Source organism: Streptomyces odonnellii, from assembly GCF_000981895.1.
Classification (GTDB): domain Bacteria; phylum Actinomycetota; class Actinomycetes; order Streptomycetales; family Streptomycetaceae; genus Streptomyces; species Streptomyces odonnellii.
Genome location: NZ_LATD01000209.1, coordinates 13,903 through 27,846, shown reverse-complemented (window position 1 = coordinate 27,846; position 13,944 = coordinate 13,903). Strand labels below are relative to the sequence as shown.

Here is a 13,944-nt window from a genome sequence, read left to right as displayed (position 1 = left end):
CGGGCGAACTGCGCCGCTGCCGCCGTCTGGTCCGCGCCGCGCGGCGCCGGGGCGCGGCTACGGTCGTACTGAACCCGGGGGTCCATCCGGCGCGCGGCTATGCCCGGATCGCGGATCTGATCGTCACGTTCGAGGGGCACTGGACGACGTATCTTTCGCTCTTCGCGCGTCCGCGCTGGACCGTCCGGCATCCGCCCGAGCGGTTCTGCCATCTTGTGTACGGTGTGCCGCCCGCCCTGACCGGGCTCGCCGTGCGCACCGCCCAGGAGCGTGGCGCCGCCGTCTCCTGCCCGGTCGCGGGAGAACTGCCCAACCCGTGGACCGCGCCCCCGATCGGTCTGTTCCGGAAGGCACCATGACGCGTTCACTCCCCGTTCGGGCACTCCGGAGCGTGCCGCTCGCGGTCCGTGTGCCATCCGCCGTCGCTCCGCGCTTCGTCGTTCTGCTGCCGCTCCTGCTGCTCCTGCTGGTGACCGGCTGTTCGGCGACGGACACGGGCGAGGGCCCCGGGAAGGGCCCGGGGAAGGGGCCGGCGGAGGGCCCGGGGACCGGGAAGCCCGCCCCGGCCGCGCGCTGGGCGCCCCGGCCGGGCACTCTCTGGCAGTGGCAGCTCGACGGCCGGGTGGATCCCCGGACCGATGTGCCCGTGTACGACATCGACGGTTTCGAGAACACCGCCGCCGATGTCGCCCGTCTCCACCGGGACGGCCGGAAGGTCATCTGTTACATCAACGCCGGTGCCTGGGAGGACTTCCGTTCGGATCGCGACACCTTCCCCTCTTCCGTCCTCGGCCGTCCCAACGGCTGGGACGGCGAGCGCTGGCTCGACATCCGGCGCCTCGACGTCCTCGGCCCCCTGATGGGGAAGCGTTTCGACATGTGCCGGTCGAAGGGATTCGACGCGGTCGAACCCGATCTGCTCGACGGCTATCTCAACGACACCGGATTCCCGCTGCGCGCCGGCGATCAGCTCGCGTACAACCGGATGATCGCCCGGCTCGCGCACGAGCGCGGTATGTCGGTCGGGCTCAAGAACGATCTGCCGCAGGTGCCCGCCCTCGTGGGCACCTTCGACTTCGCGGTGAACGAGGAGTGCGCCCAGTACGGCGAATGCGCCCTGCTCACCCCGTTCGTGCGGGCGGGGAAGGCCGTCCTCCATGTCGAGTACGCGCTGCCCACCGAGGACTTCTGCGCGCAGAGCCGGCGTCTGGGCCTCTCGTCCATGCGCAAGAAGCTCGATCTCGGCACCTGGCGCCAGGCCTGCTGACCCGCACCTCGCCCGGTGACAGAGGGGCCCGGAGCAAATCGGGCCCCTCAGCAAGGGCGTCCGTCGACGCCGTCCTTCGACGGCCGGGCGTCAGAGGGAAACGGCGACGGCGTTGAACGTCGTCTCGGGCGTCTGGGGGCTGGTGAAGCGGGCGTTGACGAGGTAGAGGCGGTCGCCCCGGCGGGCGGCCGTGGTGGGGACGTCGAAGCGGGGGTCGGTGATCGTACGGCGCAGGGTGGCGGAGCGGACCTGGGCGTTGAGGCTGAACACACTGATGAGGTTCAGCCGGTTCTGTACGACGTACAGAGTGCGGCCGATGCGGACAAGACCGTCGCCGTTGGCCACGTCCGTCGCGCCGTTCAGGGTGATCTCAGTGGCCCGGCCGGTCTTCAGGCTCACGTGGTAGAGCTTGCCGGGCGTGCTGCTGACGACGATCAGCCCTCGGCCGTCGGGGGTGCCGACGATGCCGTTGGCGTTGTTCACATCGGGCGTCTGTACCCAGTCGCCGCTGAGCGGCAGGCTGCGGATCCCGCCTCGGCGGCCGCGCGGTATGCCGTAGAGCACGCTGTCGCGTGAGTCGGTGAACCAGGCACGGTCGCCGAGCAGGATGACATCGTTGATGAAGTGGCCCGTGCTGTCGGTCAGTTGGTACGTGGCGACGAGCCTGCCCGTGCGTGAGTCGACGACGCGTGCGGATCCGCCACCGCCTCCGGCTATGTAGAGCAGACCGTCATGGTCCAGCTTCAGCCCGATGGCCACCGTGCCGGTGGCGCCCTGGTGGATGACCCCGCCCTCACCGGTGCGCAGATCGGTGCGGTAGACCGCGCCGTTGGCGCGTGAGCCCATGTAGGCGTACGGCTTGGCGCCGATGGTGATCCCCTCGGGCAGGAAGCCGTTCGGGAGAGGGAACTCGGTGGGCCACGCGGCGGCCTGGGCAGCGGTGGTGGCGTGCGCCGTGCCGACGCCGGCCGCCGCCGTGAGCGCGGCGAGGGCGGCACCGCCGAGAAGGGACCGCCGGGACGGTTGGAGCTGGTTCCGGGCCATGGTTCCGGGCCTCCGTGAAGAGTGGGGGTGGAAGTCTGCGAACTCGGTGACTCAGCGAACTCGCTCAACTCGGTTTCGAGTTCTGCTCGTGCTACTCATTCGTAACGGGCCGTCACCCGCCGGAGTTCCAGGCGCCGGGCCGGATCCATCGCCATGCGTAGGCCGTCTACGTCATCTGCGTGTGCCGTGAATACCACGTGAATATGACATTGGTATCAAATTTGCCCATAAATATCGTGACATGCCCTTTGCAGGTGCATGAAACGGCAGTGAACCCCCAGGCCGGCCAGCCCTGTTCACGTCCCTGGGTGAGCGGGGACAGCAGCAGGAGCAGGCCCGTGGTGGCCAGAGCCATCCCCGTCGGGTCCAGGCGCCGGCTCTCCGTGGCGGTGGACTCCGTGAGGTAACGGCACCCCAGCGCCAGCCCGGCGATACCGAGCGGGACGTTGATGAGGAAGATGGACCGCCAGCCGAGGCCGAAGAGATCCGACTGGGTGAGGACGCCGCCCAGGATGGGGCCGGCGATGGCCCCGGCTCCGAGGATCCCGCCGTACATGCCGAAGACCCTGCCGCGTTCGGCGGGCGGGAAGGTGACATCGATGATCGCCAGGACCTGCGGAACCATCAGCGCGGCCATCGCGCCTTGCAGAACACGGGCGGCGATGGGCATCTCGGAGCTCGCGGAGGCGCCGCAGAGGGCGGAGGCGACGGTGAACCCGGCCACACCGAACAGGAACAGGCGTCTCCGGCCGTGGATATCGCCGAGCCGTCCACCGGTGATCAGGCCGAGGGCGAAGGCGAGCACATAGCCCTCGGCGATCCATTGCACGGCCGAGTAGGCGGCGCCGAGGTCCCGCTGAATGGCGGGGATGGCGACATTGACGATCGTCACATCCACCAGGTCCATCAGGGCCGCGGTCAGCACCACCGCGAGCGCGATCCAGCGCCGGCGGCCGGCGGGCACGTGCGGTAACGAGACGGGCGGAGCGGTGTCCGTGTCGGTCATACATGGCAGGGGGCCGTTTCTGGTGATGTCGCGTCGGGGCCGGATCAGGGGCCTGTGTCGGCCCTCCGGCCTCCGGCCACGACAGCAGCAGTGTCAAGCGCCCCCTCCAGAGCCGCATGCTCCTCATCACCCGTTCGGAGCAGCGCAACCACTCGCGAGGGCGACCGACCTCTTTTTGGCAAGGGCGGCGGTGGGGCAGCAGCGTGGTGGCACGTGCCGTTCGGGCGACATGGCAGATGCCGTCAGCAAGAGTCCATCTTTATCGCTCCATCAGGTGATTGAGAGCGGAAAGCGGTCCTGGCTCGAAAGGGAGTGCGGGATTCTCGGATCCCGTGCGGCAGACCGTCGCGACGGCGAAGAGAGGGGACGAGGGAATGCGTCTTTCGTGGCAGAGCGCTGCGGCTTCCGGCTGGCTCGCGCTGGTGGTGACGGTGTCCGGCGCCGGAGCGACGCACGCCGTCCCGGCGGCGAATCCGGCCGACGACAGGACTTTTGTCTCCACCACGGCCACGGGCGGGTCGGAAACGACTCTGCGTGTGGTTCTGGACGCGTACTCCCATGGCTCTCCGCTGAAGCTGACCCACGCGGAGCGCGACCGGATCGCCGCGATCGTCGGCGGGGCGGCGCCCGGACGCGGACATGCCGGGCATGCCCAGGCCGACGCGCGGCAGTCCGCGGGAACAGTGCGGAAGAAGAGGAGGCCCGCGATCCTGCGCTGCGGCAGGAATCCGAGTTGGAGCGATGCGAACGGCACACTGAGCGCCCGGTTCAACTGCCGGTACGGCAACATCAACTGGGGCTACAAGATCTCCACGCGGGTGAAGTCCTTCATCACCGGGAACGTCAAGGAGAGGGGCGTCTCGTGGTGGAACAACGGCAGGAGGAAGCCGAACAACGCGGGTCATGTGGTCGGCAAGCACTATCACTTCCACGGCACTCTCAAGCCCGTCAAGCACACCGATCATGTCCAGTTCCAGGACTACATGACCTTCCGGGTCAACATCGGCGGGCGGACCGGCACCGGCTCCATCACCTGGGCGTCGGACGTCAAGGCGAAGAAGTGAAGTGACGAAGCGGCGCCATGAACGCGATGAGACTGACCACCGCGACAACCCTGAACTGGGCGGAAGACATTCTGCGGCAGCTCGGTGATCCCGTCGGCCAGACGCTGGAGGTGACGGTGCCGTCCGCTGATCCCGAGCCCGAAGTACCGTCCGGCGACAGGGCGTTCACCTCCCGGCTGGAGATCCACAACGGCGAAGGCCCCACCCAGCCGTCCACGGCCGCCCGTCGCATCGGCTCCGTACTCGTTGTGCTCGCGTTCGACGACGGCTCCTCCACCCATGTGCTGCTGGAGGATTCCATAACAGAAGCCGAAGCCGTGGCTCTGCTGGCCGAACAGTTGCAGGACGCTGTGCTGGAACACACGGGCGGCACCCCGGTCCCGCCCTGCCCGGGGCACAGCCATCCCGCCGTGGCCGAGGTGGTGGACGGCGTGGCCTGCTGGACCTGCCCACGGGGCGGAAAGGACGGGAGGACGCGTCCCGTACTCTCCGGCGCCGCCGGACACACGGCATGACCCCGGACCCCGGCCCGTCCGGTCACAGGTCGACGATGAACTCCGCCTTCCCCGAGCGGCGGCCGTTGACCTGGATTTCCAGGGCGTGTTCGCCGGAGTAGTGGCGGCGGGTGGTGATTGGTCTGAAGGAGTGGCGGCGTTCCAGGGCGAGGCGCTCGCCGGGGGCCAGGGTGCGGGTGGTGAGTTTGAAGACGCGGGGCGCGGTGGAGCCGTTGGCTTTGCGGTAGTGGATGACATAGTCGACCGCCAGCCGGACCGGCGCCGGTCCGTCGTTGAACACGTCGACGCCGAAGACCAGTTCATCGGCCTCGGTGACCTTCGTGCTGCGCAGCTCGGGGCCGGTGACGACCAGGTCGGTGGACGGCGGGGCGAAGCCGAGCAGGTCGAGTGCCTGGGCGTCGGCCTGCTTGATGAGCGTGCGCATCGCGTGTTTGACGACCGCCGGAGTGGTGGTGGCGATGGCATCCTCGGACCAGCGGCGTGCGGTGGAGACGGCGAGCACCGGGTCGAGCCGTGAGATGTCGTTGAGATGGTTGGCCACGGACCTGCGGACCACTTCGTCGGCGTCGGTGTGGAGGTCGTCGAGGATCGGTACGGTCACGGAAGGCCGGCGGCGCAGTTCCGGCACCTGCTTCGCCCAGGGCAGCCGTGGTCTGGTGCCCTCGCTCGCCAGCCGCCGTACGGCCGGGTCGGCGGACCCGGTCCAGGTACGGACGGTCCGCAGTGTCCGGTCGGTGTCGGCGTTCAGAAACGTACGCAGCGCGAATTCGCCGGTCAGCCGGGGTGTCAGCGCGGTCAGCAGCGCGAGGCCGTCCTCGAAGTCGCCGTGGCGCGCCGAGTCCACGGCCAGCACCGCCACCGCCTCGGTGACCGGCCAGATCATCCAGCCGGAGAACCCGGGATCGGTCAGCGCGGTACGGAAGACCTCCGCGGCGGCGGTGTACGTACCGCTTCCGGGGAGGTCCTGGATCAGCGCGTCCCGTACCGCGCGGGCCCGCTCGCTCAGGGCGAGCGGGCCGAGGGCCCCGGCACTCTCCCGTACGGCGGACCAGCGCGAGGCCGGTCCCGCGCTCGTGCCGAGCACGCGGGCCAGCTTCTCGATGCTGTCCGGGCTGATCAGCTCGTCGGCGGTGGGCATGTCGGTGCTTCTTTCGTGTGCGGAGGCGGCGATGCGTCGATGCTCGACGCTACAGCGCCACTAGGACAGCCCCGGTCCGCGTCTCCACCGTCGTACGGGCTTCGCGGTCATACGGGCGGGTCGTCCGGGCTTCGCGGGTCGTACGGGCTTCGCCGTACCGCTGCCGTACGCCGTACACGTACGTCAGTCGCGGCCCGCCCCGCCCGTGCTCGCGGGCGTGCTCAGTACGGCCGACGCGGCGGCGTGGCACGCGCCCCGGCCGTCCGCGCGGGCGACGATCCGTTGTGCCTCGATACGGACGGCCGCCTCGGTCCCGTCGCTCACGGCGGGCAGACCGGCCGCCGCGGCGAGGGCACCCGACTCGTCGAACACCACCTGGAGGCTTGGCCACGCCGAGGGCGGGAACGCCTGGCGCAGACAGCCGCAGAGTTCGGCGACCGCGAGCCGCGCCAGCGGTGCCAGTTCGGCGGGATCCCCGGTGACCAGGGCCGCGGTGATCCGCGCTCCGGGCGGGGCGGCCCGTACCGCCTCCTCGATCGCCTCCAGCCGGTGCATCCCGAGGACGGCCACCACCCCGTCGTCCGCGAGCCGGGCGGGTTCGCCCCGTACGGCGTCCAGCGTGTGCGGCGCGGCGGGCGGGATCCACGGGTCGTCGACCGGCAGGGCCTGGGTGATCACATGGGCGGGCGGCCACCAGCCGTGCAGATCGAGGCCCGCCAGCCGTTCGCACGCGCTGACGACATTGAAGGGCTCGATGAACCCGGGCGCGGCGGCGGCCATCTGGTTCGCGCCGTGCAGGGTTGTGAGCACCGCCTCCGCGACCCGCACCAGGCCGCCGGGCGCCGCACCGGGCGGCCCCAGCCGTTCCAGGGCGAGCCCGAGCAGGATCGCGTCCAGCTTCATGAGCTGGGCGAACGGGCGCCGGATCCGCTCCTCGGCGAGCACCTCGGGCAGCAGATGCACCCCGAGCCGCGCCGGTCCGTGCGGCTCGCCGACATCGGCGAGCGGCAGCCGCCCGACCCAGGCCCGGGCGAAGGCGCCGAGCGCCTCGGCGGCGGAGAGCGAGTCAGGGGCGGCGGGCTCGACGCCCACAAGGCCGGTCTCGGGAACCGCGAGGGGCGGCTCTCCGCGCGTAGGACCGGACCCTGCGCCGGTACGGCCCGTACGGTCGGTTCCCGGCAGTGCCTCGGGTCCGGGCAGTGCCTCGGGTCCCCGCAGTGTCTCGGGTCCGGGCCGGGCAGTACCGGCCCGCGACGGCTCCGGCGCCCCGGCCCGTGCCGGCGCGCGCTCGGCGAGATCGGCCAGCACCGCGAAATACAGCGCCCGTTTGCCCGGAAAGTTGGAGTAGACGGCGCCACGGGTCAGTCCGGCGCGCTGCGCGATCCCGTCCACCTTCGCGTCCCGGAAACCGCGCTCGGCGAACTCGCTCCTGGCCGCCGCCAGCACACTGGCGCGATTGCGCTCCTGTGACTGCGCCCTGCTGAGCCGGCCCATCGTCCTCACTTGTCCCCGCGTTGCCGTCCGTCGCGGTTCAAGATACCGTCGGCCATTCAGATGTTCACGCCATATGGTTGAAGCATCTGGACCGACCAACCCGTACCACCCTTGAGGAGACACTTCCGCGTGGCAGGCATCGGTGACGGCGGCACCCTGCTGAAGTGCACGTTCTGCGGGAAGAGCCAGAAGCAGGTCCAGAAACTGATAGCGGGTCCGAGCCCGGTCTGTATCTGTGACGAATGCGTCGGCCTCTGCAACGAACTGATCGCGGAGGACCTCGAAGGCCCGCCCGGCGACGGACTCGCGGAGCTGCCGAAGCCGAAGGAGATCCACGACTTCCTGGGGCAGTACGTCATCGGGCAGGAGAGCGCCAAGAAAACCCTCGCGGTGGCGGTCTACAACCACTACAAGCGTATCGGTGCGGCGGCGGGCGGAAACCGGCGGCACGGCACCGACGAGGATCCGGTCGAACTCGGCAAGTCCAACATCCTGTTGATCGGCCCGACCGGCTGCGGCAAGACCTATCTCGTCCAGACCCTGGCCCGGATGCTCGACGTCCCGTTCGCGATCGCCGACGCCACGGCGCTCACCGAGGCGGGCTATGTGGGGGAGGACGTCGAGAACATTCTGCTGAAGCTCATTCAGGCCGCCGACTACGACGTCAAGCGGGCCGAGACCGGGATCATCTACATCGACGAGATCGACAAGGTCGCGCGCAAGAGCGAGAACCCTTCGATCACACGTGATGTGAGCGGCGAGGGTGTGCAGCAGGCGCTGCTCAAGATCCTTGAGGGTACGGTCGCGAGCGTGCCGCCGCAGGGCGGACGGAAGCACCCGCAGCAGGAGTTCATCCAGATCGACACCGGCAATGTGCTGTTCATTGTCGGCGGTGCCTTCGCCGGTCTTGAACGGATCATCGAGCAGCGCGTCCAACGCAAGGGCATCGGCTTCGGAGCGGCGATCCGCGCCGAGGAGGACGGGAAGGACGAGGCCGGCTTCGCCGAGGCACTGCCCGAGGACCTGCTGAAATTCGGGCTGATCCCGGAGTTCGTGGGTCGGCTCCCGAAGTTGGCGACCTTACGGCCACTGGATCTGACCGCGCTGACCCGGATTCTGACCGAGCCGCGTAACGCGCTGCTCAAGCAGTACCAGAAACTCTTCGAACTCGACGGCGTGGAGCTGGAGTTCACCGAGGCCGCAGTCGCGGCCATCGCGGAACAGGCGCTGCTGCGCCGGACCGGCGCCCGCGCGGCACGCACGATCCTCGAAGAGGTCCTGCTGAACGTAATGTACGAAGTACCGAGCCGCGACGATGTCGCCCGGGTCGTGGTCGACCGCGACACGGTCCTCGACAACGTCAATCCGACGCTGGTACCGCGCGAGGACCGTGGGCACGGGCGCCGGGAGAGGTCCGCCTGAGCTTCACCGGGGCGCCCGGTCTGGGCCTCCCCCGTCGCCCAGATGGGTGACGACCGGGCGAGCGAGCCCGCGCGTCCCGTCCTCTCGGTGCGGCCTGCCGTCCGGCGCCGTGTTCAGCTCTGCCATCAGCCGCGAACGGCCCGACGCCTGATACGGAGCCCGGTCGGCGGGAAAGTGTGTTCGCTGGGACACACCGTGCCGCGCCGGCACCGCCATCCAGAGAGGTACGAGATGACACCCCCAGTGCCACCACCGGACCCGGATCCAGCACCGGGCCGCCTCATCGTCCTCCGGCACGCCAAGTCCGCGTGGCCGGAGATGGTGGCGGACCATGAGCGGCCCCTCGCGCCCCGGGGGCTCCGGGATGCCCCGGCCGCCGGGAAATGGCTGGCCAAGTCCGGGTACCGGCCCGATCTCGTCGTCTGCTCCACCTCCCGCCGTACCCGCGAGACCTGGGACCTCGCCGCCGCCCGGCTCGGTACGGAGCCCCGGGTGATCCACGATCGCCGGGCGTACGAAGCGAGCGCCGCCGAACTGCTGAGCCTGGTACGGGAGTCACCCCGGCGGGTACGGGCATCCGGGCCGGTACGGACGCTCCTGCTGGTCGGCCATCAGCCAGGCGTGCAGGACCTGGTGCTGAGCCTGGCGGGCCGGGGTGAGGGCGACTGTCTGGCCCGGGCCGGGGAGAAGTTCCCCACCTCGGCGATCGCGGTGCTCGCGCTGTCCGGCTCCTGGGAGGCGCTCGCCCCCGGGACCGCCACCCTCACGGACTTCGCCGTCCCGCGCGGCCCGAAAAAGTAACCGGGAGCCCCGGAACGACCGGCCGGACCGACTCCCGTACCTCCCGTACCGCTTCGCCGAGCCCGGCCCAGGGTCACGCCCACAACGCCTCGGCGACCGCGACCCCCATGAACACCGCGCCCAGCCCGGCGATCACACTGGCGATGACATTGGCGGCCGCGTAGAACTTCGCGCCGTCCTCGGCCAGCCGCAGCGTCTCGTAACTGAACGTGGAGTACGTCGTGAGCGCGCCGCACAGCCCCGTCCCCATGAACAACCGCACCTCGGAGGACGCCGCGCCAGCGGCGACCGCGCCCGTGACCAGTCCGAGGATCAGACACCCCACCACATTGACCACGAAGGTCCCCCACGGGAAGACGGTGTCATGCCGGGTCTGCACCGCCCGGTCGGTCAGATAGCGCAGCGGGCCACCGATGGCGGCTCCGGCCAGAACCAGCAGCCAGTTCACCGTTCCCGGTCCTCCCGGTCCTTCCTGCGGTCCGCGTAGCGGATGACCTCGCAGTCGTCGAGCATGACCAGCCCTTCGCGTACCAGCTCGTCGAGCTGCGGCAGGAACGCCCGGATCTTCTCCCCGGCGTCCACGATCACGACCGCCACCGGCAGATCCTCGCTCAGCGACAGCAGCCGTTGTGTGTGGATCATCGATGACGCGCCATACCCCTCGACACCGCGGAACACACTGGCTCCGCCGAGCCCGGCCGCGTGGGCCCGGTGCACGATCTCGGTGTAGACGGGCCGGTGGTGCCAGAGATCGGACTCCCCGACGAAGATCGTCAGCCGTAGGGCCGTACCCGCCAGCTTCGTCATGACTGCCTCCACGCCACCACGCGGCGTGTCACCCACACCGCGGTCCACACCGCCGCGAGGGCCGCGAACAGTGTCACAACCAGGTAGGCCATGCCCGTACGGGCCCGGCCGGCATCCACCAGCCGCTCGATGTCCACCGCATAGGTGGAGAAGGTGGTGAACCCGCCGAGGATGCCGGTGCCCACGAACGGCCGGATCAGCCGGTGTGCCGTCCACACATCGGTGATCACCACCATGAACACGCCGATCAGGGCACAGCCGCTGACATTGACGACGAGCGTTGTCCAGGGAAAGCCGGCGACGGGGGTCGGCCAGATCAGCGCCGCTCCGTACCGCGCCGCCGAGCCGCACATCGCGCCGATCGCCACGGCGGTGACCACCGGCCACAGCACCCGTGCGCGCTCCGCCCGCTGCGCGGGTACGGAGAGATCGACATCGGGATCGGTGGGTTCTTCCACCACACGGCTCCGGGTAACTCTGACCACAACGCGTCTCCTACTCGTACGGCGCCCGGCATCCGGGCACGCTCCATCGCGAGTAGGGACCGTTGGCGGCCTGTCGCCGCGGTTCGGGTACGGCGGGCCCCACCGCCGCGTAACACTGTGCCGTCCAGGCTAGCCTCCCGCACCGGCCGGACGCCAACCGCGTACGGGCAGCGCGCGACGGAACCGGTGGGACCGTGCGGGCGGCGCGGCTCCGGCTCCCGGTCAGACCGGCTGCGGGCGGCCGAAGAGAAGGTCGTAACCCGGCGGGAGCTGGAGCAGGACGCGGCGCATCAGGTCCTCGTCGGTGGCGTCGGCCACCACGCTCAGGACCGCGCCGACATCCCATTGCGCGGTCTCGTCGGTGGCCCCCTGGATCCATGCGGCGGCCGCCTGTACGAACCGTTCCGCCGTGAGGGGTTCGGCGGCCGGCAGCGGATCGAGCAGCACCAGCGCACAGGTCTCCGGCAACCGCGCGGCCAGCTCGGCCCGTTCGCTCCCCACCACATGGGCACCGAGGAGCGCGAGTACCACACGGACCGCCCGTTCCGCCTCCTTCGACGAGGGGTACTCCCCGCGTTCCTGGACCGCCGCCAGGAACGCGTCCCACCGCATCACCATGACGGCCTCCCTCCTGCGTCAACCGCGTCGACGCCGCACGACCCGCGCCGCGAAGGGACGGCGGCGGACCGGCACCGACACCACCGGTATAACTCACCCGCAGCAAACTTGACAAGGACAGGCTCAACTTGGTCCGGCCCGGGGGCTGGTGCGTCTCCCGGCGGCTCCCGCGGCCGACGCTCGTGCGTCTCCCGGGGGCTCCCGCAGCCTGCGTTCGTGGGTCTCCCGGCCAGGGCTCGTGCGGCTCCTGGCTGAGGCCCGGACGGCTCCCGGGGCTGCCGCAACCCCCGAGTCTCGCGGCGGTGCCCCCCCGAGGCCGCCATCAGACGCGTTACGGTCCCGGCCGCAGCAGAATGGCGGGGTGACTGTCGACCCCGCCACCCCGGCCCTCTCCGGCCAGACCACCTGTGGCGACGAGATGCGGACACCGCTCCGCGACTTCCTGCGCACCGAGACCGGCAGCGCGTCCGTCCTGCTGGCCGCCGCGCTGGCCGCGCTGGTGTGGGCCAACGCCGGCCCCGGCACGTACGCCTCGTTCTGGGCGACGGACCTCTCGGTCCGTATCGGCTCCGCCGGGGTCTCCCTCGGACTGCGCGAGTGGGTGAACAGCGGGCTGATGACGCTGTTCTTCTTCGTCGTCGGCCTGGAGGCGCGCCGCGAGTTCGACATGGGCGAACTGCGCGAGCGGAGACGAGTCACCCTCCCGCTGCTCGCCGGCATCAGCGGCATGGTCGTGCCGGTCGTCGTCTACCTTGCCTTCAACGCCGGTGAGGCGTCGGCGGGCGGCTGGGGCGCCGCCATGTCCACCGACACCGCCTTCGCCCTGGGCATGCTCGCGGTGTTCGGTACTCGGCTGCCCGTGGGACTGCGTGCCTTCATCCTGACCGTCGCCGTCGTGGACGACTTCGTCGCGCTCGGTGTCATCGCGGTCGCCTACAGCGGCCATGTCGATGTCATGGCGCTGATCACCGCCCTGGTGATCTTCGCGGTCGTCCTGCTGGTACGGGCAGCCGGAGTGCGCCGGGGCGCGGTGTACGCGGTGCTCGCGGTGGCCCTGTGGGTGGCCGTCCTGGAATCGGGCGTCGACCCGGTCGTCACCGGACTCGCCATGGGCCTTCTGACATACGCCTACCCGGCCGCGCGCAGTGATCTGGAGCGCGCGACCGGACTGTTCCGCCTCTTCCGCGAGCAGCCCACACCGGAGCTGGAACGGTCCGTACGGGCCGGACTCGCCTCGGCGATCTCTCCCAACGCGCGCCTCCAGCGCATGTACCACCCGTGGACGAGCTATGTGATCGTGCCGGTGTTCGCGCTGGCCAACGCCGGGATCACCATCAGCGGAAGCGTCCTCGCGAACGCCTTCACCTCGCCCGTCACCCTCGGCATTCTGCTCGGTTATGTCGTCGGCAAGCCCCTCGGCATCCTCGGCGCCTCCCTGCTGACCACCAGGCTGAGCCATGGCCGGCTGCGGCCGCCAGTCGGCTGGGGCGCCACCGCCGCCGGCGGCACCATCGCGGGCGTCGGCTTCACCGTCTCCCTGCTGATCGCCGCCCTCGCCTTCCACGGCACCCTGCTCGCCCAGGCGAAGATCGGCATCCTCGCCGCGGTGCTCTGTTCCTTCGCCGCCACCTGGGCGGTCACCTGGGTCATCGGGATCCTGCCCCGACGTCCCCGGATCACCGCCCTGCTCGGTACGGGCGAGTCCATCATCGATCTGTCGACACCCGTCGACCCGGATCACGACCATGTACGCGGGCCGCGCGAAGCACCGGTCACCGTCGTCGAGTACGGCGACTTCGAGTGCCCGTACTGCGGTCTGGCGGAGCCCGTCATCCGCGAACTGCTGGCCGGCGCGGGCGACGTACGGTACGTCTGGCGCCATCTCCCGCTCACCGATGTGCACCCCAACGCGCAACTCGCGGCCGAGGCCTCCGAGGCCGCCGCCGCGCAGGACGCCTACTGGGAGATGCACGACCTGCTGCTCGTCCACCAGGGCGATCTGCGCGCCGCCGATCTGCTGCGCTACGCCGAGGACATCGGCCTCGACACCGAACGCTTCCACCGTGATCTGCGCGCCCACACCGGCGCGGCCCGGGTCGCGGAGGATGTCGAGACGGCCGACATGAGCGGTGTGTCGGGCACCCCGACCTTCTTCGTCAACGGGCGGCGCCACCATGGTGCGTACGACATCGCCGGCCTCTCCGCCGCCGTACGCGCGGCCCGCGCACGCTCCCTGATCAAGGAGCCGTGATCGGCGTGAACCCCGGGTCGGGCCTTGAGGAA

Annotated in this window: 15 protein-coding genes; 7 read left to right on the top strand and 8 right to left on the bottom strand. The window is 70.3% G+C overall.

What is annotated here, in order from left to right; translation table 11 throughout:
- Together WH07_RS20140 and WH07_RS20135 are read left to right on the top strand one after the other, a co-directional pair.
- Nucleotides 1-359: spherulation-specific family 4 protein (locus tag WH07_RS20140; protein ID WP_046501751.1), on the top strand; the 359-nt coding region annotated here is incomplete at its 5' end.
- Between the two features lie 50 nt (nucleotides 360-409).
- The gene (locus WH07_RS20135) at nucleotides 410-1,267 is read left to right on the top strand and encodes an endo alpha-1,4 polygalactosaminidase (RefSeq protein WP_046501764.1); all 858 of its coding nucleotides are present in this window, start codon (nucleotides 410-412) and stop codon (nucleotides 1,265-1,267) included.
- A gap of 90 nt (nucleotides 1,268-1,357) precedes the next feature.
- On the opposite strand, the gene WH07_RS20130 is transcribed toward WH07_RS20135, so the two are convergent.
- Together WH07_RS20130 and WH07_RS20125 are read right to left on the bottom strand one after the other, a co-directional pair.
- The gene (locus WH07_RS20130) at nucleotides 1,358-2,311 is read right to left on the bottom strand and encodes an SMP-30/gluconolactonase/LRE family protein (protein WP_046501749.1); all 954 of its coding nucleotides are present in this window, start codon (nucleotides 2,309-2,311) and stop codon (nucleotides 1,358-1,360) included.
- A 166-nt stretch (nucleotides 2,312-2,477) separates the two neighbouring features.
- Nucleotides 2,478-3,317: an MFS transporter gene (locus WH07_RS20125; protein WP_052744488.1), complete on the bottom strand. Its 840-nt coding sequence runs from the start codon at nucleotides 3,315-3,317 to the stop codon at nucleotides 2,478-2,480.
- A 374-nt stretch (nucleotides 3,318-3,691) separates the two neighbouring features.
- Here WH07_RS20125 and WH07_RS20120 point away from each other — a divergent pair, with 374 nt between their 5' ends.
- A complete protein-coding gene (locus WH07_RS20120) occupies nucleotides 3,692-4,381 on the top strand; it encodes a hypothetical protein (protein WP_157877392.1) in 690 nt (229 codons plus the stop codon).
- Nucleotides 4,382-4,398: 17 nt separating this feature from the next.
- A complete protein-coding gene (locus WH07_RS20115) occupies nucleotides 4,399-4,896 on the top strand; it encodes a hypothetical protein (protein WP_052744487.1) in 498 nt (165 codons plus the stop codon).
- Nucleotides 4,897-4,918: 22 nt separating this feature from the next.
- On the opposite strand, the gene WH07_RS20110 is transcribed toward WH07_RS20115, so the two are convergent.
- Nucleotides 4,919-6,034, bottom strand: coding sequence for a DNA alkylation repair protein (locus WH07_RS20110; protein ID WP_046501744.1), 1,116 nt, complete (start codon nucleotides 6,032-6,034; stop codon nucleotides 4,919-4,921).
- 183 nt (nucleotides 6,035-6,217) lie between these two features.
- Nucleotides 6,218-7,528 carry a TetR/AcrR family transcriptional regulator gene (locus WH07_RS41275; RefSeq protein WP_046501741.1) on the bottom strand — a complete coding sequence of 437 codons (1,311 nt, stop codon included), beginning with the start codon at nucleotides 7,526-7,528 and terminating at the stop codon, nucleotides 6,218-6,220.
- 129 nt (nucleotides 7,529-7,657) lie between these two features.
- Here WH07_RS41275 and clpX point away from each other — a divergent pair, with 129 nt between their 5' ends.
- Nucleotides 7,658-8,950, top strand: coding sequence for an ATP-dependent Clp protease ATP-binding subunit ClpX (gene clpX, locus WH07_RS20100; protein ID WP_046501739.1), 1,293 nt, complete (start codon nucleotides 7,658-7,660; stop codon nucleotides 8,948-8,950).
- A 231-nt stretch (nucleotides 8,951-9,181) separates the two neighbouring features.
- Entirely contained in the window at nucleotides 9,182-9,751 is a 570-nt protein-coding gene (locus WH07_RS20095; protein ID WP_079023384.1) for a SixA phosphatase family protein, read from the top strand.
- Nucleotides 9,752-9,824: 73 nt separating this feature from the next.
- Here the strand turns inward: WH07_RS20095 and crcB (WH07_RS20090) are convergent, their stop codons facing one another.
- From crcB (WH07_RS20090) to WH07_RS20075, 4 genes are all read right to left on the bottom strand, one after another.
- Nucleotides 9,825-10,199, bottom strand: coding sequence for a fluoride efflux transporter CrcB (gene crcB / locus WH07_RS20090; protein WP_046501738.1), 375 nt, complete (start codon nucleotides 10,197-10,199; stop codon nucleotides 9,825-9,827).
- Nucleotides 10,196-10,558: a DUF190 domain-containing protein gene (locus tag WH07_RS20085; RefSeq protein WP_046501735.1), complete on the bottom strand. Its 363-nt coding sequence runs from the start codon at nucleotides 10,556-10,558 to the stop codon at nucleotides 10,196-10,198. The genes crcB (WH07_RS20090) and WH07_RS20085 overlap by 4 nt, the downstream gene beginning before the upstream one ends.
- A complete protein-coding gene (gene crcB, locus WH07_RS20080; protein WP_079023383.1) occupies nucleotides 10,555-11,019 on the bottom strand; it encodes a fluoride efflux transporter CrcB in 465 nt (154 codons plus the stop codon). Before crcB (WH07_RS20080) ends, WH07_RS20085 begins: the two co-directional genes overlap by 4 nt.
- Nucleotides 11,020-11,265: 246 nt before the next feature.
- Nucleotides 11,266-11,661: a DUF2267 domain-containing protein gene (locus WH07_RS20075; RefSeq protein WP_046501730.1), complete on the bottom strand. Its 396-nt coding sequence runs from the start codon at nucleotides 11,659-11,661 to the stop codon at nucleotides 11,266-11,268.
- Nucleotides 11,662-12,079: 418 nt separating this feature from the next.
- Between WH07_RS20075 and nhaA the strand changes: the two genes are divergently transcribed.
- Nucleotides 12,080-13,912 (top strand): Na+/H+ antiporter NhaA, encoded by a 1,833-nt coding sequence (gene nhaA / locus WH07_RS20070; protein ID WP_106409631.1) that lies wholly within the window; start codon nucleotides 12,080-12,082, stop codon nucleotides 13,910-13,912.
- Nucleotides 13,913-13,944 lie beyond the last annotated feature (32 nt).